The 20,220-nt window shown below is 72.6% G+C and carries 20 protein-coding genes; 9 read left to right on the top strand and 11 right to left on the bottom strand.

The features are described from left to right. Positions 1–534 precede the first annotated feature (534 nt). Positions 535–1,176: a DNA-3-methyladenine glycosylase gene (locus tag ACIF6F_RS03355; RefSeq protein ID WP_399940475.1), complete on the bottom strand. Its 642-nt coding sequence runs from the start codon at positions 1,174–1,176 to the stop codon at positions 535–537. 103 nt (positions 1,177–1,279) lie between these two features. On the opposite strand from ACIF6F_RS03355, the gene ACIF6F_RS03350 reads away from it, so the two are divergent. From ACIF6F_RS03350 to ACIF6F_RS03340, 3 genes are all read left to right on the top strand, one after another. Continuing rightward, a complete protein-coding gene (locus ACIF6F_RS03350; protein WP_399940472.1) occupies positions 1,280–2,062 on the top strand; it encodes a sporulation protein in 783 nt (260 codons plus the stop codon). Between the two features lie 51 nt (positions 2,063–2,113). Beyond that, positions 2,114–2,650: a YbhB/YbcL family Raf kinase inhibitor-like protein gene (locus ACIF6F_RS03345; protein ID WP_399940470.1), complete on the top strand. Its 537-nt coding sequence runs from the start codon at positions 2,114–2,116 to the stop codon at positions 2,648–2,650. Positions 2,651–2,798: 148 nt separating this feature from the next. Further along, positions 2,799–3,302, top strand: a complete 504-nt coding sequence (locus ACIF6F_RS03340) for an HNH endonuclease (protein ID WP_399940468.1) — start codon at positions 2,799–2,801, stop codon at positions 3,300–3,302. A gap of 77 nt (positions 3,303–3,379) precedes the next feature. On the opposite strand, the gene ACIF6F_RS03335 is transcribed toward ACIF6F_RS03340, so the two are convergent. The 4 genes from ACIF6F_RS03335 to ACIF6F_RS03320 all read right to left on the bottom strand — a co-directional run bounded on the left by ACIF6F_RS03335 (position 3,380) and on the right by ACIF6F_RS03320 (position 6,663). Beyond that, the gene (locus tag ACIF6F_RS03335) at positions 3,380–4,150 is read right to left on the bottom strand and encodes a sulfite exporter TauE/SafE family protein (RefSeq protein ID WP_399940467.1); all 771 of its coding nucleotides are present in this window, start codon (positions 4,148–4,150) and stop codon (positions 3,380–3,382) included. A 178-nt stretch (positions 4,151–4,328) separates the two neighbouring features. Next, positions 4,329–5,273: an SPFH domain-containing protein gene (locus ACIF6F_RS03330; protein ID WP_399940464.1), complete on the bottom strand. Its 945-nt coding sequence runs from the start codon at positions 5,271–5,273 to the stop codon at positions 4,329–4,331. Positions 5,274–5,383: 110 nt separating this feature from the next. Continuing rightward, positions 5,384–5,812 carry an NfeD family protein gene (locus ACIF6F_RS03325; RefSeq protein WP_399940462.1) on the bottom strand — a complete coding sequence of 143 codons (429 nt, stop codon included), beginning with the start codon at positions 5,810–5,812 and terminating at the stop codon, positions 5,384–5,386. Between the two features lie 50 nt (positions 5,813–5,862). Next, entirely contained in the window at positions 5,863–6,663 is an 801-nt protein-coding gene (locus ACIF6F_RS03320) for an ABC transporter ATP-binding protein (protein ID WP_399940459.1), read from the bottom strand. Between the two features lie 138 nt (positions 6,664–6,801). Here ACIF6F_RS03320 and ACIF6F_RS03315 point away from each other — a divergent pair, with 138 nt between their 5' ends. Next, positions 6,802–7,590, top strand: a complete 789-nt coding sequence (locus tag ACIF6F_RS03315) for a hypothetical protein (protein ID WP_399940457.1) — start codon at positions 6,802–6,804, stop codon at positions 7,588–7,590. Positions 7,591–7,724: 134 nt separating this feature from the next. Here ACIF6F_RS03315 and ACIF6F_RS03310 read toward each other — a convergent pair whose 3' ends face one another. The 3 genes from ACIF6F_RS03310 to ACIF6F_RS03300 all read right to left on the bottom strand — a co-directional run bounded on the left by ACIF6F_RS03310 (position 7,725) and on the right by ACIF6F_RS03300 (position 9,954). Further along, positions 7,725–7,970, bottom strand: a complete 246-nt coding sequence (locus tag ACIF6F_RS03310) for a chaplin (protein WP_399940455.1) — start codon at positions 7,968–7,970, stop codon at positions 7,725–7,727. A gap of 168 nt (positions 7,971–8,138) precedes the next feature. Further along, on the bottom strand, positions 8,139–8,816 hold the full coding sequence (locus ACIF6F_RS03305) for a response regulator (protein ID WP_399940453.1): 678 nt from the start codon (positions 8,814–8,816) through the stop codon (positions 8,139–8,141). Continuing rightward, the gene (locus ACIF6F_RS03300; RefSeq protein WP_399940451.1) at positions 8,809–9,954 is read right to left on the bottom strand and encodes a GAF domain-containing sensor histidine kinase; all 1,146 of its coding nucleotides are present in this window, start codon (positions 9,952–9,954) and stop codon (positions 8,809–8,811) included. Before ACIF6F_RS03300 ends, ACIF6F_RS03305 begins: the two co-directional genes overlap by 8 nt. A 206-nt stretch (positions 9,955–10,160) precedes the next feature. Between ACIF6F_RS03300 and ACIF6F_RS03295 the strand changes: the two genes are divergently transcribed. From ACIF6F_RS03295 to ACIF6F_RS03285, 3 genes are all read left to right on the top strand, one after another. After that, a complete protein-coding gene (locus tag ACIF6F_RS03295) occupies positions 10,161–10,901 on the top strand; it encodes an SDR family NAD(P)-dependent oxidoreductase (protein WP_399940579.1) in 741 nt (246 codons plus the stop codon). A 20-nt stretch (positions 10,902–10,921) separates the two neighbouring features. After that, positions 10,922–11,956: an S-adenosylmethionine:tRNA ribosyltransferase-isomerase gene (locus ACIF6F_RS03290; RefSeq protein ID WP_399940576.1), complete on the top strand. Its 1,035-nt coding sequence runs from the start codon at positions 10,922–10,924 to the stop codon at positions 11,954–11,956. A 342-nt stretch (positions 11,957–12,298) separates the two neighbouring features. Beyond that, entirely contained in the window at positions 12,299–13,006 is a 708-nt protein-coding gene (locus tag ACIF6F_RS03285; protein ID WP_399940449.1) for a transglycosylase SLT domain-containing protein, read from the top strand. 116 nt (positions 13,007–13,122) lie between these two features. Here ACIF6F_RS03285 and ACIF6F_RS03280 read toward each other — a convergent pair whose 3' ends face one another. Next, the gene (locus ACIF6F_RS03280) at positions 13,123–15,630 is read right to left on the bottom strand and encodes an FHA domain-containing protein (RefSeq protein WP_399940446.1); all 2,508 of its coding nucleotides are present in this window, start codon (positions 15,628–15,630) and stop codon (positions 13,123–13,125) included. 239 nt (positions 15,631–15,869) lie between these two features. On the opposite strand from ACIF6F_RS03280, the gene ACIF6F_RS03275 reads away from it, so the two are divergent. Further along, positions 15,870–17,645, top strand: a complete 1,776-nt coding sequence (locus ACIF6F_RS03275) for a streptophobe family protein (protein ID WP_399940443.1) — start codon at positions 15,870–15,872, stop codon at positions 17,643–17,645. Between the two features lie 70 nt (positions 17,646–17,715). Further along, a complete protein-coding gene (gene serB, locus ACIF6F_RS03270; protein ID WP_399940440.1) occupies positions 17,716–18,915 on the top strand; it encodes a phosphoserine phosphatase SerB in 1,200 nt (399 codons plus the stop codon). A 103-nt stretch (positions 18,916–19,018) separates the two neighbouring features. Here the strand turns inward: serB and ACIF6F_RS03265 are convergent, their stop codons facing one another. Both ACIF6F_RS03265 and ACIF6F_RS03260 read right to left on the bottom strand, forming a co-directional pair. Further along, positions 19,019–19,537, bottom strand: coding sequence for a SixA phosphatase family protein (locus ACIF6F_RS03265; protein ID WP_399940438.1), 519 nt, complete (start codon positions 19,535–19,537; stop codon positions 19,019–19,021). 88 nt (positions 19,538–19,625) lie between these two features. Further along, on the bottom strand, positions 19,626–19,910 hold the full coding sequence (locus ACIF6F_RS03260; protein WP_399940435.1) for a hypothetical protein: 285 nt from the start codon (positions 19,908–19,910) through the stop codon (positions 19,626–19,628). Positions 19,911–20,220: the final 310 nt, after the last annotated feature.

Genomic DNA, 20,220 nt, shown 5'->3' with positions numbered 1-20,220 from the left:
CCGGTGAAACACTCGCGTTGAGCGGAACAGCCCGACCGGAATATGGCCGACTGTCCTCAGCGTCCTCGCTGTGTGTGTTGCCTACGAGCACCACATGGGCCCCGCAGGTCTTTCAAAGGAACCTCAACTCACCGAAGTGAGCCGGGGTTGTCAATCTGGCGTTGACTTTTGGCACGCTGTTGAGTTCTCAAGGTGCGGTCGCTTCCTTTGTTCCCGTTTCCGGGCCCTCCGGGCGCTTCCTTCGTTTCCGACTCTATCAGATCTTTCCGACCCGATTTCCTCGGCGCTTTCCGGTTCCGGCGAACGTCTCCGTCGCTTTCCCTTTCGGCGGTGACTACGCTAGCGGATTTCCCCTGTGGCGCATAATCGAGCCGTCGGCGCAGAATTCAGGCATGCCGAATTCGTCCCCGCCAGGGTGAATCGTAGGTAGTGGTTGGCCGCTTGCGAGTTGCCCGGTCGGCCCCGATGGGGTCTGCCAAGAGCAGTGCTCGTTTCTTACGGCTCGGGCTACGTTAGGCGTCTCGCCAAGCCGAGTCAAGTCGACCGGCGGCGTGGCGCGTGGGCCCGGTAGGGGCTGACCGTGGGCTCGCCGTCGAGCCAGAAGCGCCAGGGGTGATGGGCCCCGTCGCCGCCCACTCCGGTGCGCGGGCCGGTGCGCAGCAGGTCGGGGGCGGGCTCCTCCCCCGTCAGTACGGTCAGGGGTGATGCGGGGTCGCCGCAGAGGTCCGTACCGTCCAGGGCTCGGGTGACGTCGAGGGCGGTGGCGAGGCGGGCGGGGCCTTTGGCCAGTTCCTTGTCATTGCGGGCCGAAAGTCGACGTTTGCGGGCGAGCTCGGCGCCCGCGGTGATCTCGCCGGCGCGGATGAGGACGCCGCTGGCCTTGCCCTCGGGGCCGCACACCAGGTTCAGGCTGAACCACATGCCGTAGATGAAGTAGACGTACGCGTGTCCGGGCGGTCCGAACATGGAGGCGTTGCGTGCGGTGCGGCCGCGGTAGGCGTGGGAGCCCGGGTCGGTCTCGCCGTCGTAGGCCTCGACCTCGGTGATGCGGAGCTCGATGGGGCCCTCGTCGGTGGTGCGTACGAGGGTGCGGCCGAGGAGGTCGGGGGCCACGGAGAGGACCGGCCGGTCGAAGAAGGACCGGGGCAGGGGCGTACGGTCGAAACGTGCGCTCATCCGTCCGAGCGTAGTGGACTGCCCCCGGGCGGAACCGGGCTCTAGGGTTTCCGCGTTTGTAGAGGTCAGTCCCGCACAGGTCCAGTACAAGGGGAGACAGAGCATGGGGTTCAAGAAGCTGCTCGCGGCCATGGGTGCCGGCGGTGCGTCCGTGGAGACCGTCCTGTCGGAGGTCAACGTCGTCCCTGGCGGTGTCGTCCAGGGCGAGGTCCGGATCCAGGGCGGTTCGGTGCCGCAGCAGATCGAGGGGCTGTCGGTGGGGCTCCAGGCGCGTGTCGAGGTCGAGGGCGGTGACCAGGAGTACAAGCAGGACGTCGAGTTCTCGAAGCTGCGGCTGGGCGGTGCCTTCGAGGTGCAGGCCGGGGCGGTGCACGCGGTGCCGTTCGGTCTGGAGATCCCGTGGGAGACGCCGATCACCCACTTCGCCGGGCAGCACCTGCACGGCATGAACATCGGTGTGACCACCGAGCTGGAGATCGCTCGTGCGGTGGACGCCGGCGACCTGGACCCGATCAACGTGCACCCGCTGCCGGCGCAGCAGGCGATCCTGGACGCGTTCGGTCAGCTGGGCTTCCGCTTCCGCAGTGCGGACATGGAGCGCGGTCACATCCGCGGGACGCGGCAGCGGCTGCCGTTCTACCAGGAGATCGAGTTCCTGCCGCCGCAGCAGTACCACGGCCTCAACCAGGTGGAGCTGACGTTCGTCGCGGACGACCGCGAGATGGACGTCGTGCTGGAGATGGACAAGAAGCCGGGTCTGTTCTCCGAGGGCAGCGACACGTTCCGCTCGTTCACGGTGGGGCTGCACGACTACCAGGGCACCAACTGGGCGGCGTACCTCAACGAGTGGATCGCTTCGGTCGGTTCGAAGCGCAACTGGTTCTAGGCTGCCCGCAGCAGTTCTGACAGCCGTGTCCGCGTGATCAGGAGGTTTCCCGTGACCCAGCTCAGCAGGCCGCCGCTCCCCCACGACTTCCACCCGGAGGTCGCCTCGTTCACCGTGGTGAGCGAGGACCTGGCTCCGGGTGCGGATCTGGGGCCCGACCAGGTGTACGCGGGCGGGAACGTCTCGCCGCACCTGCGGTGGGAGGGGGCTCCTGACGGGACGAAGAGCTATGCGGTGACGTGCTTCGACCCGGACGCCCCCACCGGCAGCGGCTTCTGGCACTGGGTGGTCTTCGACATCCCGGCGTCGGTGACCGAGCTGCCCGCGGGTGCGGGCAGCGGGAAGTTCACGGGGCTGCCCGAGGGCGCGGTGCAGGTGCGCAACGACTACGGGACGAAGGACTTCGGCGGTGCCGCTCCGCCGGCGGGCGAGCGGCACCGGTACGTGTTCACCGTGTACGCGGTGGACCGCGAGCGGCTCGGTCCGGACGCGGACGCCTCGTGTGCGGCCGTCGGGTTCCACCTGCGTTTCCACGCGCTGGGGCGTGCGCAGCTGATCGGTGAGTACGAGGCCCCGCCGGAGAACTGATCGTTCGCCCGGGGTTCGCCCGGTCCTGGTCTAAAGGTGGCCGGGACCGGGCATTTTTATTGCGTTGTCCCGCGTGGCGCACCCGGACAGAGTGGTTACGGGCCTTGGGCGCCGAGGGGTGCGGGCCTGCACACGGGAGGTGGGCGAGATGCGGGACACGCTGGTACTGAACGCGAGCTTCGAGCCGCTGTCGACGGTGACTCTGAACCGTGCGGTGGTGCTCGTGCTGCAGGACAAGGCCGTCGTCGAGCAGTCGCATCCCGAACTGCGGGTGCGTGCGGCCGCGGTGGAGCTTCCGGTGCCGCGGGTGATCAGACTGTGCAGGTACGTACGGGTGCCCTTCCGAAGACACGCGCCGTGGTCGCGGAGGGGGGTGCTGGTGCGGGACCAGCACCGGTGCGCGTACTGCGGTGCGCGGGCGACGACGGTGGACCACGTGGTGCCGCGGGCGCAGGGTGGCGGTGACACGTGGCTGAACACGGTGGCCTCGTGTGCGGAGGACAACCACCGCAAGGCGGACCGGACGCCGGAGCAGGCGGGGATGCCGCTGCTGCGGAGGCCGTTCGTGCCGACTCCGGCGGACGCGATGCTGTTCTCGCTGGGTGCGGGCCAGCGGGCGGCGCTGCCGGAGTGGCTGGCGCAGTCGGCGTAGCCGCTCTTACGTACTGACGTGATGGGCAGGGCCCGTCCCCGGAATCGGGGGCGGGCCCTGTGGCGTGTGCGGGGTGGTCAGCGCAGGAGGAGCTGGGCGATGGCGAGGAGGCCGACGGTGACGATGACCGCGCGCAGGACGGTGGGCGGGAGTCTGCGGCCGACGGTGGCGCCGATCTGGCCGCCGAGGGTGGAGCCGACGGCGATGAGGAGGACGGCGGTCCAGTCGAACTCGGCGACGAACAGGAAGAAGACGGCGGCGATGCCGTTGACCAGGGCGGCTATGACGTTCTTGACGGCGTTGATGCGCTGGAGGTCGTCGTGGAGGAAGAGGCCCATGAGGCCGAGGTAGAGGACTCCCTGGGCGGCGCCGAAGTAGCCGCCGTAGGCGCTGGCGAGGGTCATGCCGGCGAGGAGGGTGGGGCCGCCGTCGGGGTGGGCGGGGTCGGTTCCGGCGGCTTCCTGGCGGCGGCGGAGTGCGGCGGCGAGGCGGGGCTGGGCGACGACGAGCACGAGGGCGAGCCCGATGAGCACGGGGACGATCGTGTCGAAGGAGTCGGAGGGGAGGACGAGGAGGAGGGCGGCGCCGGCGAGGCCGCCGATGAGGGACACGGAGGCGAGGCGGAGGATGCGGGTGCGCTGGCCTGCGAGTTCCTTGCGGTATCCGATGGCTCCGCTGATGGCGCCGGGCACCAGGCCGAGGGTGTTGGAGACGTTGGCGGTGACCGGTGGGAGTCCGGTGGCGAGGAGCACCGGGAAGGTGATGAGGGTGCCTGAGCCGACGATGGCGTTGATGGTGCCGGCGCCGATGCCGGCGGCGAAGACCGCGAGTTGTTCCCAGATGGACATGGACCGGGCCAGCCCCTTCGGTTCGGTGAGTCGCCTCCCCGCCATGAAGGTCGGGGGGCCTCACTGATCATGCACGAAGGGTGGGCCCGGTCGTCGGGGTGTCCATGGCCGGCCGTCAGGTTGCCTGGGGGGGCCCGACGGGCCGGCCGGTGCGTCGGCCGGGGGCAGGTGCGGGGCGTCAGTCGATGGGGGGCTGTTCGCGGCGGGGCGCCGGGGGCTCTTCCTTACGCAGGGGCGAACTGCCGCTGGGTCCGCCGAAGTTGCCGATGGCTCCGCTCAGGCCCTTGAGGGCGTCGCCGATCTCGCTGGGGACGATCCAGAGCTTGTTGGCGTCGCCTTCGGCGATCTTCGGGAGCATCTGGAGGTACTGGTACGAGAGCAGCTTCTGGTCGGCGTCGCCGGCGTGGATGGCCTCGAAGACGGTGCGGACGGCCTGGGCCTCGCCCTCGGCGCGGAGTGCGGCGGCCTTGGCCTCGCCCTCGGCGCGGAGGATGGAGGACTGCTTCTCGCCCTCGGCGCGCAGGATCTCGGACTGGCGGACGCCTTCGGCCTGGAGGATGGCGGCGCGCTTGTCGCGGTCGGCGCGCATCTGCTTCTCCATCGAGTCCTGGATGGAGGTGGGCGGTTCGATGGCCTTGAGCTCGACGCGGTTGACGCGGATGCCCCACTTGCCGGTGGCCTCGTCGAGGACGCCGCGGAGGGCCGCGTTGATCTCCTCGCGGGAGGTGAGGGTCCGTTCCAGGTCCATGCCGCCGATGATGTTGCGGAGGGTGGTGACGGTCAGCTGCTCGATGGCCTGGATGTAGCTGGCGACTTCGTAGGTCGCGGCGCGGGCGTCGGTCACCTGGTAGTAGATGACGGTGTCGATGTTGACGACCAGGTTGTCCTGGGTGATGACCGGCTGCGGCGGGAACGGGACGACCTGTTCGCGGAGGTCGATGCGGTTGCGGATGGAGTCGATGAACGGGACGACGATGTTCAGTCCCGCGTTGAGGGTGCGGGTGTAGCGGCCGAAGCGTTCGACGATCGCCGCGCTGGCCTGCGGGATGACCTGGATCGTCTTGACCAGGGCGATGAAGACCAGCACCACCAGGATGATCAGGACGATGATGATCGGTTGCATACGGTTCCCCCGTACCCTTCTGACTGCCTGTCCGGCCTCTTGCTGCCCCGTCGGTTACGGAGTCTCGCAGACGCGGGGTCCGCGGGGCGCGGGGTTTCGGTGACCTGGGGTCACATGACGACTGCGGTGGCGCCGTCGATCTCGACGACGTCGACCTGCCGGCCGGGTTCGAAGCTGGCGTCCGCGTCGAGCGTGCGGGCGGACCAGATCTCGCCGGCCAGTTTGATGCGTCCGCCGGTGCCGTCGACGCGTTCGACGACGACGGCCGTTCTGCCGCGCAACGCGTCGACGCCGCTGGCGAATTCGGGCCGCTGGGAGCGGTGGCGGTTGGCGATGGGCCGTACGACGGCGATGAGCGCGACGGATACGGCGGTGAAGACGAGGACCTGGCCGGTGACTCCGACGCCGAGGGCGGCCGTGACGGACGCCGCGAGGGCGCCGACGGCGAACATGCCGAACTCGGGCATCGCGGTCAGGACGAGCGGAATGCCCAGTCCGGCCGCGCCGATGAGCCACCACACCCACGCGTCGATATCCACATGGTCATGGTAATTCGGTCGGACGCGGTCCGGACAGAGGACGTCGGAGTTCAGCGCAGGGGCAGGCCCTGGGCGGTCCAGCGGTCGCCGTCGGTGCGCTCGACGACGAGCGGGAGGCCGAAGCAGAGGGAGAGGTTGCGGGAGGTGAGTTCGAGGTCGATCGGACCGGCGGCGACGACCTTGCCCTGACGGATCATCAGGACGTGGGTGAAGCCGGGGGCGATCTCCTCGACGTGGTGGGTGACCATCGCCATGGAGGGGGCGAGCGGGTCGCGCGCGAGGCGGCCGAGGCGGCGTACGAGGTCCTCGCGGCCGCCGAGGTCGAGGCCGGCGGCGGGCTCGTCGAGGAGGAGGAGCTCGGGGTCGGTCATCAGGGCGCGGGCGATGAGGGTGCGCTTGCGCTCGCCCTCGGAGAGGGTGCCGAACTTGCGGTCGAGGTAGTCGGACATGCCGAGGCGGTCGAGGAAGGCGCGGGCGCGCTGCTCGTCGATCTCCTCGTAGTCCTCCTGCCAGGTGGCCGTCATGCCGTAGGCGGCGGTGAGGACGGTCTGGAGGACGGTCTGGCGCTTGGGCAGCTTGTCGGCGAGGGCGATGCCGGCGACGCCGATGCGGGGGCGCAGCTCGAAGACGTCGGTGCCGGGCTTGCCGAGGGTGCTGCCGAGGATGCTGGCGGTGCCCTTGGTGGGGAAGAGGTAGCTGGAGGCGACGTTGAGGAGGGTGGTCTTGCCGGCGCCGTTGGGGCCGAGGATCACCCAGCGCTCCCCCTCCTTGACCGACCAGGAGACCTGGTCCACCAGAGCCCGGCCCTCGCGGACCACGGATACGTCCACCAGCTCCAGTACATCGCTCATGAGCGCGTTGTCTCCCATTGCAGTCTTGGTTGTCCCAGCCGCCGCCTTCAGGCGCAGCCCCCAGGGAAAACCTACGCCACTCGGGGTGGGGTCCGGGGACTCGGGCCCCGCCTGGCGTCAGGTCCGTAGGGTGGTCGCATGCTTTCGGAACCACGTTCAGGGCGGCTGGCCGCCTGGGGAAACGCTTTGCTGGGCGGGCTGGTGTCGCCGGACGACGCCGTGCTCGCGGTGGTCGGGGACGATGCGGTGCACCGCGTGGAGGGGCTGCCGGGCGAGTCCGCGCCGGTCGGTCTGACGCTGGGGCTCGGCCGGCTGCGGGCGCTGGGGGTGACGGGTCTGCGGGTGGCGCTGCCGGCGCCGGGGCATCCGCTGGGGCTGAGCGGTCCGCCGGAGTTCAATGCACGGGCGCTGGACGCGGAGGAGGCGGTGGTCGCGGTGGGGGCGGCGCTGGGGCTGGTGCCGGAGGTGTCCGAGGCCGGGCCGGCGGGTGACCTGCACGTGGAGGTGGTGTGGCACTGCCTGCCGGTGCGGGAGGCGCCGCCTGCGGACGTGCCGTCGCTGGGCGAGGCGGAGCGGGAGCTGGCGGAGGCGCTGCGGGAGGCGACGGTGGTGCTGACGCGGCTGGACGTGGCGGCCTCGGGGCCGGTGGCGGAGGCGGCGCTGGACGCGTACCGGGCGCGGGCGGAGGCGGGGCGCGAGGTGCTGGCCCCGGGGTATCCGCCGCGTGCGGTGCGGGTGCTGGAGCTGGCGCAGCGGATCGCGCTGATGATGGATCTGGCGGTCGGGGCCGGGCACGGGGGCGCGGTGGCGGCCTCGGAGATGGCGGCGCGGACGGAGGCGCTGCGGCCGGTGGAGCGGGTGGCGCGGCGGGCGCAGGTCGCGGCGTACAACGCGTACGTGGAGGAGCAGGAGCGGCGGCGGGGGTAGGCCGTCCCTTCCCCGGGCCCCCTCCCCCGGCTGCGGCCGGGAGGTGTCCCCCGGTGCGGCGGGGCGCGTCGCGCCGGGCGTGCGCCGGCCCCCGTACCGCCAGGAGGTACGGGGGCCGGCGGGCTCGGGTGGCGTCAGGCGTTGAGGCCGGAGTTGCCGAAGGCGGGGTTCAGGGCGCCGATGACGGTGACGGCGTTGCCGACCACGTTCACGGGGACGTGGACGGGTGCCTGGACGAGGTTGCCGGAACCCACGCCGGGGGAGTTCAGGGCCTCGCCGTGGGCGTGGGCGCCGCCGTGGGCGGCGGAGACGCCGGCGGCGGCGGCGACCAGGCCGCCGGCGATCATGGTGACGGCGGTGGCCTTCTTGAAGTTCTTCACGTTCGACGTCCTCACTGGTCTTCGCCGCGGCCAGCCGCCGCGGCACGCCATGGGAAACGGTCGCCCGCCGGTCAGGATGCGCCATGTGGGGTACATCCACCCGACGGTATGAATCTCAGCCCGGACCGTAACCCGGGGTGGTCCGGTCAGGGTGCGGCGGCGATCCGGTCAGGAATCGGTCAGACCGTGGCGTACGGCCCAGAGTGCGGCCTGGGTGCGGTCGGCGAGGTCGAGCTTCATGAGGATGTTCGAGACGTGCGTCTTGACGGTCTTCTCGGACAGGACGAGGGCGCGGGCGATCTCCCGGTTGGAGCGGCCGTCGGCGATGAGGCCGAGGACCTCGCGCTCGCGCTCGGTGAGGGTGCCGCCGCGGCTGCCGGCCGGGGCCTGTTCGTCCTGGGCGAGCAGGGCGCCGGCGACCTCGGGCTGGAGCAGCACGTGGCCGGCGTGGACGGAGCGGATGGCGCCGGCCAGGGCGTCGGGGTCGATGTCCTTGTATACGTATCCCGCGGCGCCCGCACGGAGGGCGGGGACGACGGTGCGCTGCTCGGTGAAGCTGGTGACGATCAGGACGCGGGCGGGGTTGGCCAGCTCGCGGAGGCGGCGCAGGGCGTCGATGCCGTCGGTGCCGGGCATTTTGACGTCCATCAGGATGACGTCGGGGCGGAGCTCCTCGGCGTGGGCGACGCCGGTCTCGCCGTCGGCGGCCTCGCCGACGACCTCGATGTCGTCCTGGACCTCCAGGAAGGTGCGCAGGCCCCGGCGGACGACCTGGTGGTCGTCGACGAGCAGGACCCTGATCCTGGGTGCGCGTGCGGGGGTGGGGCGGGCCGCCGTGTCAGCCACCGGGGACCTCCATCTCGATCGTGGTGCCCTTGCCGGGCTCCGAGTGCACGGTGAGCCTGCCGCCGACGCCGCCGGCGCGGTCGCGCATGGAGACGAGGCCGAGGTGGCGGCCGGCCCGGCGGACCGTCCGGGGGTCGAAGCCGCGGCCGTCGTCGGTGACGCGGAGCAGGGCTCCGGTGCCGCGGCGGGTGAGGGTGACCTCGACGAGTCCGGCGTCGGAGTGGCGCAGGGCGTTGTGGAGTGCCTCCTGCGCGACGCGGAGGAGGGCTTCCTCCTGGGCGGCGGGGAGTGCGCGTACGCCGTCGCACCGGAACGTGACGTGTGACGTGTGAGCGCGGTCGAGGACCTGGATCTGGGTGCGCAGGGTGGCGACGAGGCCGTCCTCGTCGAGGGCGGCGGGGCGCAGTTCCACGACGGCGGCGCGCAGTTCGTCGGCCGCTTCGGCGGCGAGGGCGGTGACCTGGTGGAGCTCCTCCTTGGCGCGGGCCGGGTCGCGGTCGACGAGGGCGGTGGCGGCCTGGGCGGTCAGGCGCAGGGAGAAGAGCTTCTGGCTGACGGCGTCGTGCAGCTCGTGGGCGAGCCGGGAGCGTTCCTCGGCGATGGTGAGCTCGCGGCTGCGTTCGTAGAGGCGGGCGTTGGTGAGGGCGATGGCGGCGTGCTGGGCGAGGATGCCGAGCAGTTCCTCGTCCTCCTCCGTGAAGCCGCATCCCCCGCCGGGGCGGGGGCAGCGCTTGTTGGCGAGGAAGAGCGCGCCGATGATGTCGTCGCCGTCGCGGACGGGCAGGCCGAGGAAGTCGGACATCTCCGGGTGGGCGGTGGGCCAGCCCTCGAAGCGGGGGTCCTCCCGGACGTCGGCGAGCCGCTCCGGGGTCGCCTGGTGGAGCATCGCGGCGAGGATGCCGTGCTGCCGGGGCAGGGGGCCGATGGCCCGCCACTGCTGGTCGCTGACGCCGTCGACGACGAACTGTGCGAAGCCGCCGTGGTCGTCGGGGACGCCGAGGGCCGCGTACTCGGCGTCGAGGAGTTCCCGGGCCGAGGCGACGATCGTCTTGAGCACGTCCCGGACCTCCAGGTGGCGGCTCATCGCGAGGAGCGCCGTGGAGACGGCGGCGAGGCCGGTGCGGGGTCGGTGGCTCATGGGCTCACCGTACCCGCGGGGGGTGCGGTCCGGATCGGACCGGGGTCGGGGGGTGCGGGGCGTCGGTCGCAGGGCCCGGGACCTGCGGCGGAGGGGCCTGCGGCCTAGGCCGAAGGACCCCGGGGGTGTGGCCGCGGGGCCGATCCGGGCGGGGGCGGTCCGTATCTACGGTGAAGGCGTCGGATGCGGAGCGAGGGGTGGTTGTCGTGTCGGTGGCGGTCGTGACGGGTGCGTCGCGGGGGCTGGGCCGGGCGTTGGCCCGGGAGCTGGCGGGGCGGGGCTGGGACCTGGTGCTGGACGCCAGGTCGCCGGGCCCGTTGAAGGGGGTGGCCGAGGAGGCGGCCGGTTCCGGGGTGCGGGTGGTGGCGGTGCCGGGGGACGTGACCTCGGCCGGGCACCGGGCGGAGCTGGTGGCCGCGGCGCGGGAGCTGGGCGGTCTCGACCTGCTGGTGAACAACGCGGGGGTGCTGGGCGGCGAGCCGCTGGTGCCGTTGGGGGTGCACGCGCTCGCGGGGCTGCGGGCGGCGCTGGAGGTGAACGTGGTGGCTCCGCTGGGGCTGGTGCAGGAGGCGCTGCCGCTGCTGCGGGCCTCGGGCCGGGGCGCGGTGCTGAACGTCAGCTCTGACGCCGCGGTGGTGGCGTACCGGACGTGGGGTGCGTACGGGGCCTCGAAGGCGGCGCTGGACCGGCTGTCGGCGGTGCTGGCGGTGGAGGAGCCGGGGCTGCGGGTGTGGTGGGCGGATCCGGGGTCGATGCGGACCGCGATGCTGGCCGCGGCGGAGCCGGAGGAGGACCTGAGCGGGGTGCCGGGTCCCGAGGAGGTGGCGCCGGTGCTGCTGCGGCTGCTGGACGGCGGCGGGGGTGCGGGGCTGCCGAGCGGGCGGTACACGGCGGAGGGGCTGGCGGGGGCCGGGGCCGGCGGTGTGACGTTGGAAGGTGACCTGTGACATCGCACGGGGCGGTGCGGATGCCGGCGGTGCCGGAGGAGCTGTCGGCGCGGGTGCCGGCCGAGCGGCGGGGGCCCGGTCTCGGGCGCGACGCGGTGCGGCTGCTGGTCTCGCGCGGTACGGAGGTCTCGCACCACCGGTTCGGCGCGCTCCCGGAGCTGCTGCGGGCCGGGGACGTCCTGGCGGTCAACACGTCGGTCACGCTGCCGGCCGCGGTGGACGCGCGGCTGGACGGTGCGCCGGTGGTGGTGCACTTCTCTACCGGGGGCGACGACGGGCGCTGGGCGGTGGAGCTGCGGGAGCCGGACGGCCGGGGTACGACGGGCCCGCGGCCGGGTGGTCCGGCGGGGGCGGAGCTGCTGCTGCCGGGCGGGGTGCGGCTGGTGCTGACGGAGCCGCTGGTGCCGGGGGCGGAGCGGCTGTGGTGGGCGCGGGTGTCCGTACCGGGGGTGACGGGGCTGCTGCACCGGTTCGGGCGGCCGGTCCGGTACCGCTATACGGAGCGGGACCAGCCGCTGGCCGCGTACCAGACGGTGTTCGCGGTGCCGTCGCCCGACGGGGCGGGCAGCGCGGAGATGCCGAGTGCGGCGCGGCCCTTCACGGCGGAGCTGGTGGCGGCCCTGGTGAGCCGGGGGGTGCAGTTCGCTCCGCTCACCCTTCATACGGGGGTGTCCTCGCCGGAGGCGCACGAGCCGCCGTACCCGGAGCGCTTCGAGGTTCCGGAGGCGACGGCGCGGCTGGTGAACGCGGCCAGGGCGGGCGGCGGCCGCGTCCTCGGGGTGGGCACCACCGCGGTGCGGGCGCTGGAGTCGGCTGCCGGGCCGTCGGGGGTGGTGGCGGCCGCGCGGGGGTGGACGGACCTGGTGGTGACGCCGGAGCGCGGGGTGCGGGTGGTGGACGGTCTGCTGACCGGGCTGCACGAGCCGGAGGCCTCGCACCTGCTGATGCTGGAGGCGGTGGCGGGCGCCGAGGCGGTGCGCCGGGGCTATGCCGAGGCGGTCGGGCACCGCTACCTCTGGCACGAGTTCGGTGACGCGCATCTGCTACTTCGGTGATACGCATCTGCTACTCAAGAATGAGGGTAGTAACATTCCGCATTGCTGAAGCAACGCATGGTAATACTGTTACGTGGTCGATGTGAGCCCGGGCATAGGACGCATGTCACTTACGAAGTGACCTAGTGGATAGATAAAGACGCCATCAGTGCTGCTCCAAGCAGTGTGAGCGGCGAAATTCCGGCCCTTGCGGGCGGGCTTGATCCACTAAGCGGCATCGTACGTCACACCTTTGCCACAGGATTTTGCCGCCGCTAAGAATGGCTGCCGCCGCACGGTGCTGCGGGTTTCCGAACCCCCGGCGCATTCCTGCGGACCCCGCTATTCGAAGAGGTTGCCTGCATGTCTGCGTCCAGCGCTCCCGGTCATAGCCGTCTGACCAAGACCCACAAGATGTCGATCGCCGGTGTCTCCGTTCTCGGTGCCGCCGCCCTCGCCTTCTCCCTGGTGCCCGCCGAGCAGGCCGACGCCACGACGGTCGCGGCCGAGCCGGTGTCCTGGACGCAGGCGGTCGACGCGGTGCACACCAAGAACGTGCAGGGCCTGACCCAGCAGCACCAGGTCGTCGAGAAGGCCGTCAAGGCCGCCGAGGCCAAGAAGATCGCCGACGCCAAGGCCGCCAAGGCCAAGAAGGACGCCGAGGCGAAGGCCAAGGCCGAGGCCGCCGCCAAGAAGGAGCGGGCGAAGAAGGAGGCGGCCAGCCGTGCCGCCGCCCGTAAGCCCGTCTACGCGAACAACCTGGACGGCTGGATCCGCGAGGCGCTGTCCATCATGAAGCGCGAGGGCATTCCCGGCAGCTACGCCGGCATCCACCGCAACATCATGCGCGAGTCGAGCGGCAACCCCCGCGCGATCAACCTCTGGGACATCAACGCCCAGAACGGCATCCCGTCCAAGGGCCTGCTCCAGGTCATCCAGCCGACCTTCAACGCCTACCACGTCAAGGGCACGAAGTTCGACCTGTACGACCCGGTCGCCAACATCGTCGCCGCCTGCAACTACGCGGCCGACCGCTACGGCTCGATGGACAACGTCAACAGCGCCTACTGAGCCGCGCGCAGACACCAGACCCCCATGCGCCGCGGGGCGGCACCCGGACCTCCGGGTGCCGCCCCGCGGCGTTTGACGTGTCCGGGCGGCCGCTGCGGGCCGTGCGGACGGGCCGGCTACTTGCGCATGACCTCGGGCTCGTGGCGGCGCAGCAGGCGCGCCACCGCGAAGCCGCAGGCGATGCCGATGAGCAGCAGGACGGTGATGTCGAGGGTCCACTGGCCGGCGGTGGCCTCCCACAGCGGGTCGGTGTTCCCCGGGTTGTCGTGGTCCCACGGCGGCATCAGGTGGCCGAGGTCCAGCGTGGTGCCGGCGGCGCCGATGGCCCAGCGCGAGGGCATCAGCCAGGCGAACTGCTCCAGGCCCGGCGAGTCGTACACCTGGAAGAGGATGCCGGTGAACACGACCTGGACGATCGCGAACATCACGAGCAGCGGCATGGTCTTCTCGGCGGTCTTCACCAGCGAGGAGATCACCAGGCCGAACATCATCGAGGTGAAGCCCAGCGCGATCACTGCGACGCAGAGCTCGACGGCCGGCGGCATGATCAGGCCCTCGGCGGGGAGCTGGCGGGTGGCGAAGCCGATGCCGCAGATGATCACACCCTGGAGGGCCGTGATCACGCCGAGGACGATGACCTTGGACATCAGGTACGCGGAGCGGGACAGGCCGGTGGCGCGCTCGCGCTCGTAGATGACCCGTTCCTTGATCAGCTCACGGACGGAGTTCGCGGCACCGGAGAAGCACATGCCGACCGCGAGGATCAGCATGATGGTGCCGGCGTCGCCGTTGAAGCGGGCCTTGCCGGTGGGCGGTGCGAGGCCGAAGTCGGCCGGGATGACCGTGGAGACCACGCCCAGGACGGCCGGCAGGATCAGCATCAGGCCCATGAAGCCCTTGTCGGACGCGATCACCGAGACGTAGCGGCGGATCAGCGTCCGCAGCTGCGAGCCCCAGGCCTGCGGCTTGGGCGGCTGCATCTGCTGCATGGGCGGCATCTGCACCGACTGCGGGGCGATCGCGTCGATGTCCGCGGCGTACATCTGGTAGTGCTGCGAGCCCTTCCAGCGGCCCGCCCAGTCGTAGTCGCGGTAGTTCTCGAAAGCGGAGAAGACGTCGGCCCAGGTCTGGTAGCCGAAGAAGTTCAGCGCCTCCGCGGGCGGGCCGAAGTAGGCCACGGACCCGCCGGGGGCCATGACGAGCAGCTTGTCGCAGATCGCCAGCTCGGCCACGGAGTGGGTGACGACGAGCACGGTGCGGCCGTCGTCGGCGAGGCCGCGCAGCAGCTGCATGACGTCGCGGTCCATGCCCGGGTCGAGGCCGGAGGTGGGCTCGTCGAGGAAGATCAGCGACGGCTTGGTGAGCAGCTCCAGGGCGACGGACACGCGCTTGCGCTGGCCGCCCGAGAGCGAGGTGATCTTCTTGTCCTTGTGGATGTCGAGCTTGAGCTCGCGCAGCACCTCGTCGATGCGGGCGGTGCGCTCCTCCTCGGCGGTGTCGCCGGGGAAGCGGAGCTTGGCCGCGTACTTGAGGGCGGTGCGGACGGTCAGCTCCTTGTGCAGGATGTCGTCCTGCGGGACCAGACCGATGCGCTGGCGCAGCTCGGCGAACTGCTTGTACAGGTTGCGGTTGTCGTAGAGGACGTCGCCCTGGTTGGCGGGGCGGTAGCCGGTCAGCGCCTTGAGGAGCGTCGACTTGCCGGAACCCGAGGGGCCGATGACCGCGATGAGGGACTTCTCCGGGACGCCGAAGGAGACGTCCTTGAGGATCTGCTTGCCGCCGTCGACCGTGACGGTCAGGTGGCGTGCGGAGAAGGAGACCTCACCGGTGTCGACGAACTCCTCAAGGCGGTCGCCGACGATGCGGAAGGTCGAGTGGCCGACACCGACGATGTCGTTCGGGCCGAGCAGCGCGGTGCCGGACTTCGGCAGCGCCTGTCCGTTGACGTAGGTGCCGTTGTGGCTGCCGAGGTCCTTGATCTCGAAGCGGCCGCCGGTCGAGCGGAACTCGGCGTGGTGGCGCGAGACCTGGAGGTCGGAGACGACCAGTTCGTTGTCGAGCGCACGGCCGATGCGCATGACGCGGCCGAGGTCGATGTGGTGGAAGGTCGTCGGGCTGCGGTCGCCGTAGGCCGGGCCGCCGGAGGCCGGCGCCTGGTACTGCTGGCCGGCCGGGGCCTGGTGGGCCGGGGCCCCGCCCTGCGGCGGTACGTGTGCCTGCGGCGTGCCCTGCGGCGGGAAGCCGCCGCCCTGCTGGGCGGGGCCGCCGGCGGGCGCCTGGCCCGGCCAGGCGGCGGGGGCTCCCTGCTGGGCGTGCGCGACGGCGGCCGTGAGGTTCAGGCGCGGGCCGTCGGTCGCGTTGCCGAGGTGTACGGCACTGCCGGCGGCGAGTTCGGCGCGCTGGACCCGCTGGCCCTGCATGTACGTGCCGTTGGTGCTGCCGTGGTCCTCGATGGACCAGCCGCGGCCGGTCCAGCTGACGGTGGCGTGCCGCCACGAGACCCGGGCGTCGTCGATCACCACGTCGCCCTGCGGGTCCCGCCCCAGGGTGTACGACCTGGACGGATCGAGGGCCCAGGTCCTTCCGTTCAATTCCAGTACGAGTTCCGGCACTCCACGCCCCACTTGTTGTCCCCCGATTCCCCCTGACGGCAGGGAGTCTAGGGATGGCGAACTTCGGGGGGAACTATTTCAGGCCCGGGCGCAGAAGTGGAATCCGGGCCCCGCCGAGTGCGTACGGATCATACGCAGAGGGGAGATGCGTGATGACTCGGCACGAATCGGGGGGTCCGCGCATGGGTTCCGTCAGGGTGGGTCCGGACGGCGGGGCGGGGCCAACGCCCGCTGTCCGCTGGGGTGACGTGGTGCCGGCCGCGATCGCGGCGGTGGGCTGGTCGCTGGTCGCGATGGCCGGGGTGGCCGCGCTCGGCCTGCACCTCTTGGGGGCGGACGCGACGGGAGGCTCCCTGGGCCCGATGACAGCGGCCGTGGTGGTGCTGGCCGTTGGGGGCTCGGTGACGCCTTCGGGGCACGTGTCGGCGTTCGGTCTGGAGGGCGCGGCGGCGGACACGGCCGTCGACATCACGCCACTGGGGGTCGGGCTGGCGGGGGCGCTGGTGCTCGGTTTCCTGTTCCTGCGGACCGGCGGCGCGGCCGGCCGGGGGGCGCGTCAACTGCTGGCCCGCGGTGCGGCGGTGACGGTGCTGTTCGTCGCGACGGCGGGCGGGCTGGCGTGGGTGGGGCACGACGCGGTGACGCTGGACGGGCTGGAGCTGCCGGGGACGAGTGGCGGGGGTGGGGGCGACGGAGGGCCGGGCGGGCTGGAGCTGCCGGGGATCGGGGACCTGGGCGACCTCGGGGGGCTGCTGCCCGACCGGGTGGGCGACCTCGTCGACGCCAAGGCCCGGGTGGGGTTCACCGTGGAGACCGTGCCGACGCTGTGGGGGGCGGCGGTCTGGGTGGTGGCGGTGCTGCTGGTCGCGGCCTGTGCGGGGCGGCGCCGGTACCCGTCCGGTGCGCTGCTGTCCGTGGTGCGGCCGGTGGCGTCCGCGGTGGTGGCGGTGCTGCTGGTGACGGTGGTGGCCGGGCTGGCCGCTGCGGGGTGGGCGGCGCTCGGTGACGAGCACCCGGAGCGGATCGTGGGCGCCGCGCTGCTGGGGGCGCCGAACGGGACGTGGCTGGCGGTGCCCGTCGGGATGCTGGTGCCCTTCGACGGCCGGGCGACCGGGGAGCTGGCCCGGGTGCTGCCGGATCCGCTGGACGAGCTGCTGTCGGTGTCGGCCCGGGAGCCGGTGACCGTGGGGCGCCTGGCCGGGTACGACGGGCGGGCCTGGCTGCTGGTGGTGGCGGTCGCGGCGGCGCTGCTGTACGCGGGGGTGCTGGCGGCGGTGCGGTCGCCCCGGGTGGGCGGGCCGGGGGGCTTCGCGCTGCGGGGGGCGGTGCGGATGGGGGTGGCGTGGGCGCTGGTGGTGCCGGTGCTGGTGTGGCTGACGCGGGTGTCGGTGGACGCCTCCCTGTCGGTGCTGGGGGTGGACGCCTTCGGTGCCGGGGTGGAGCTGCGGGGGCGGGTGGGGCCGGCGGTGGTGCTGGGGGGCGTGTGGGGGGCGGTGTCCGGCGGGGTGGGGGCGCTGGTGGCGTGGCGGTGGGCGCGGGCTCCGGTGGTGCCGGCCGGGGTCCCGGGGTGTGCGGGGGTGGTGGGGGGCGCGGGTGCGGGGTGGCCGCCGGGGGCGGTGGGGCCGTACCGGCCGTCGCCGGTGTACGGGGAGCCGGGGGTCAACCCGTACCGGGGCGGGCCGGGTGGTGCGGGTGGTGGTTCGGGCGGGGCCGGCGGTACGGGCGGCGGGGCGCCCGGTGCCGGGGGGTACGGGGGTGGCGGGCCGGGACGTGGCGGTGGGCCGAGCGGGCGGGGTGCCGGGGCCGGAGGGGGCGGGCGGGACGTGTCGGGGGACGCGACGATCGCCGGGACGCCGCCGCCGTGGCCGCGCCGGCCCGGCGGGGCGGACCGTTCGGCGGACGAGACGATCGCGGGCCCGCCGCCGCCCCCTCCTCCGCGGAGGCGGCCGGTGAAGCCTCCGTTCACTCCCCCGCCACCGCCGGGTCCCCCGCCGTCCGCCCCGCGGCCGCCGGAAAGCCCCAGCTGAGCGACAGGGTGTCCCGGGGGGTGGGACGGGGGGCGCCACATCGTGGGCGGGAGGATACGGTGAGCACACCATGAGTGCTTCGCAGACCTCCGACGTCCCCACCCTCCTCGTCAAGATCTTCGGCAAGGACCGTCCCGGGATCACCGCCGGGCTGTTCGACACCCTCGCCGCGTACTCCGTCGATGTCGTGGACATCGAACAGGTCGTCACCCGCGGCCGTATCGTCCTGTGCGCCCTGGTCACCAAGCCCGCCGCCGGCGGGGAGGGTGAGCTGCGGGCCACCGTGCACAGCTGGGCCGAGTCGCTCAAGCTGCAGGCGGAGATCATCTCGGGTACCGGTGACAACCGGCCGCGCGGCTCCGGCCGCTCCCACGTCACCGTGCTGGGCCACCCGCTGACAGCGGAGTCCACGGCCTCGGTGGCCGCCACGATCACCTCCACGGGCGGCAACATCGACCGCATCTTCCGGCTGGCGAAGTACCCGGTGACCGCCGTGGAGTTCGCCGTCTCGGGTACGGAGACGGAACCGCTGCGCACCGCGCTGGCCACGGAGGCGGCGCGGATCGGCGTGGACATCGCGGTGGTCTCGGCGGGTCTGCACCGGCGGGCGCAGCGGCTGGTCGTGATGGACGTCGACTCGACGCTGATCCAGGACGAGGTCATCGAGCTGTTCGCGGCGCACGCGGGCTGCGAGGACAAGGTCGCCGAGGTGACGGCCCAGGCGATGCGCGGGGAGCTGGACTTCGAGCAGTCGCTGCACGCCCGGGTGGCGCTGCTGGCGGGGCTCGACGCGTCGGTGGTGGACAAGGTGCGGGCCGAGGTGCGGCTGACGCCGGGTGCGCGGACACTGATCCGGACGCTGAAGCGGCTGGGCTACCAGGTGGGCGTGGTCTCGGGCGGCTTCACCCAGGTGACGGACGACCTCAAGGAGCGGCTGGGGCTGGACTTCGCCTCCGCCAACACGCTGGAGATCGTCGACGGGAAGCTGACCGGCCGGGTGACCGGCGAGATCGTGGACCGGGCGGGCAAGGCGCGACTGCTGCGGCGGTTCGCGGGCGAGGCCGGGGTGCCGCTGGCGCAGACCGTGGCGATCGGTGACGGCGCGAACGACCTGGACATGCTGAACGCGGCGGGGCTGGGTGTGGCCTTCTGCGCGAAGCCGGTGGTGCGGGAGGCCGCGCACACGGCGGTGAACGTGCCGTTCCTGGACACCGTGCTGTACCTGCTGGGCATCACGCGCGAGGAGGTCGAGGCGGCCGACATAGACTAGGCGGCCGCTCGACCACGGCGGAGGCCCCCGGCGAGATGCCGGGGGCCTTCGTGTGTCCGGGCCGGGGTCCGGGCGCCGGGCTCGGGCTCCGGGTGCGGGCCGGTCAGTGCTGGGGCGTCCAGAAGTCGAGCAGGGTGCCGACGCCGTGCTCCACGGACTTCCAGCTGCCGGTGAAGCCGACGACGGCGACGGCCGCGGTGGGGAAGCCGGAGCGGGCCATGCGCTGGAGGGTGTCGCCCTCGGCGCGGCCGGAGAGGGCGTCGGCCAGGGCGTGCATGCCGGGGTTGTGGCCGATGACGAGGAGGTCGGCCACCTCATCCGAGGTCTCGTTGAGCAGCGCGATCAGCTCGCCGAGCGAAGCCTCGTACAGGCGTTCCTCGTAGACGGTCTTGGGCCGGTGCGGGAGTTCCTGGACGGCGAGCTTCCAGGTCTCGCGGGTGCGGGCGGCGGTGGAGCACAGGGCCAGGTCGAAGGTGATGCCGGTTTCGGCCAGCTTCAGTCCGACGGCGGGGGCGTCCTTCCTGCCGCGCTCGGCCAGCGGCCGGTCGTGGTCGGACACCTGCGGCCAGTCGGCCTTGGCGTGCCGGAGGAGGACGATCCTGCGAGGTGTATCGGCGCTCATGGGTCCCAGCTTCGCACGAAATGAGCCACGGGGCGCAGGGTGTTGATGGGCTCAACCGGGGCGGAGGGGAGCGCTCCGGCGCGCGTCGTCAGGGCAGTGCGCGCAGCAGGCCGTCGACGAGCTGGGCGAGTGCCGAGCCCTCTCCGGTGGTGGCCGCGTGGGCGTCTCCGGATCCGGAGAGGAGCAGGAGGAGCGCGGCGAAGGCGACGGCGGGCAGCAGCAGGGTCCACCAGCGCAGCCGGGTGTCCGCCCCGCGGCCGGGGGTGCGGGGCCGGGCGGCGATGCCGGCGCCGGCGGCCGTGGCGCGGGTGAGGGGCGGGCGGGTGAGCGCGCGGGCGGGGTGGTTCGCGCGGGTCTGGGTGGGGGCCGACATGACCGCCTCCGTGGGTGTTCGGGCCTGGTGTTCCTCGCTGCTTCGAATCTATGGATCCGAGGCGGCGGTTCCCATCAGGTGATCCACCCACTTGACCCTGAGCCTGACCCCCTAGGGGATGGGGGGTTAACCCCACCCCGACGTGCGTGCCGGATCAGGCCGGATGCCGGCGAGTGAGCCGAAGGGCGCGCTGGGGTCGGGGGGGGGGGGGGGGGGGCCCCCCCGGCCCCCCCGGGGGGGGCCCCCCCCCCCCCCCCCCCCCCCCCCCCCCCCCCCCCGGCGGGGGGGCGGGCCCCCCAACGGGGGGCGG

The organism is Streptomyces sp. NPDC086023, assembly GCF_044540325.1.
Classification (GTDB): domain Bacteria; phylum Actinomycetota; class Actinomycetes; order Streptomycetales; family Streptomycetaceae; genus Streptomyces.
Note: the sequence above shows the minus strand (reverse complement) of the source record. Positions and strands in the feature narration are given on the sequence as shown.

Bases quoted from the DNA above. Each gene is read 5' to 3' on its own strand.
- ACIF6F_RS03355 (WP_399940475.1), bottom strand. From the start codon at position 1,176: ATGAGCGCACGTTTCGACCGTACGCCCCTGCCCCGGTCCTTCTTCGAC.
- ACIF6F_RS03350 (WP_399940472.1), top strand. From the start codon at position 1,280: ATGGGGTTCAAGAAGCTGCTCGCGGCCATGGGTGCCGGCGGTGCGTCC.
- ACIF6F_RS03340 (WP_399940468.1), top strand. From the start codon at position 2,799: ATGCGGGACACGCTGGTACTGAACGCGAGCTTCGAGCCGCTGTCGACG.
- ACIF6F_RS03335 (WP_399940467.1), bottom strand. From the start codon at position 4,150: ATGTCCATCTGGGAACAACTCGCGGTCTTCGCCGCCGGCATCGGCGCC.
- ACIF6F_RS03330 (WP_399940464.1), bottom strand. From the start codon at position 5,273: ATGCAACCGATCATCATCGTCCTGATCATCCTGGTGGTGCTGGTCTTC.
- ACIF6F_RS03320 (WP_399940459.1), bottom strand. From the start codon at position 6,663: ATGAGCGATGTACTGGAGCTGGTGGACGTATCCGTGGTCCGCGAGGGC.
- ACIF6F_RS03315 (WP_399940457.1), top strand. From the start codon at position 6,802: ATGCTTTCGGAACCACGTTCAGGGCGGCTGGCCGCCTGGGGAAACGCT.
- ACIF6F_RS03300 (WP_399940451.1), bottom strand. From the start codon at position 9,954: ATGAGCCACCGACCCCGCACCGGCCTCGCCGCCGTCTCCACGGCGCTC.
- ACIF6F_RS03290 (WP_399940576.1), top strand. From the start codon at position 10,922: ATGCCGGCGGTGCCGGAGGAGCTGTCGGCGCGGGTGCCGGCCGAGCGG.
- ACIF6F_RS03285 (WP_399940449.1), top strand. From the start codon at position 12,299: ATGTCTGCGTCCAGCGCTCCCGGTCATAGCCGTCTGACCAAGACCCAC.
- serB (WP_399940440.1), top strand. From the start codon at position 17,716: ATGAGTGCTTCGCAGACCTCCGACGTCCCCACCCTCCTCGTCAAGATC.
- ACIF6F_RS03265 (WP_399940438.1), bottom strand. From the start codon at position 19,537: ATGAGCGCCGATACACCTCGCAGGATCGTCCTCCTCCGGCACGCCAAG.
- ACIF6F_RS03260 (WP_399940435.1), bottom strand. From the start codon at position 19,910: ATGTCGGCCCCCACCCAGACCCGCGCGAACCACCCCGCCCGCGCGCTC.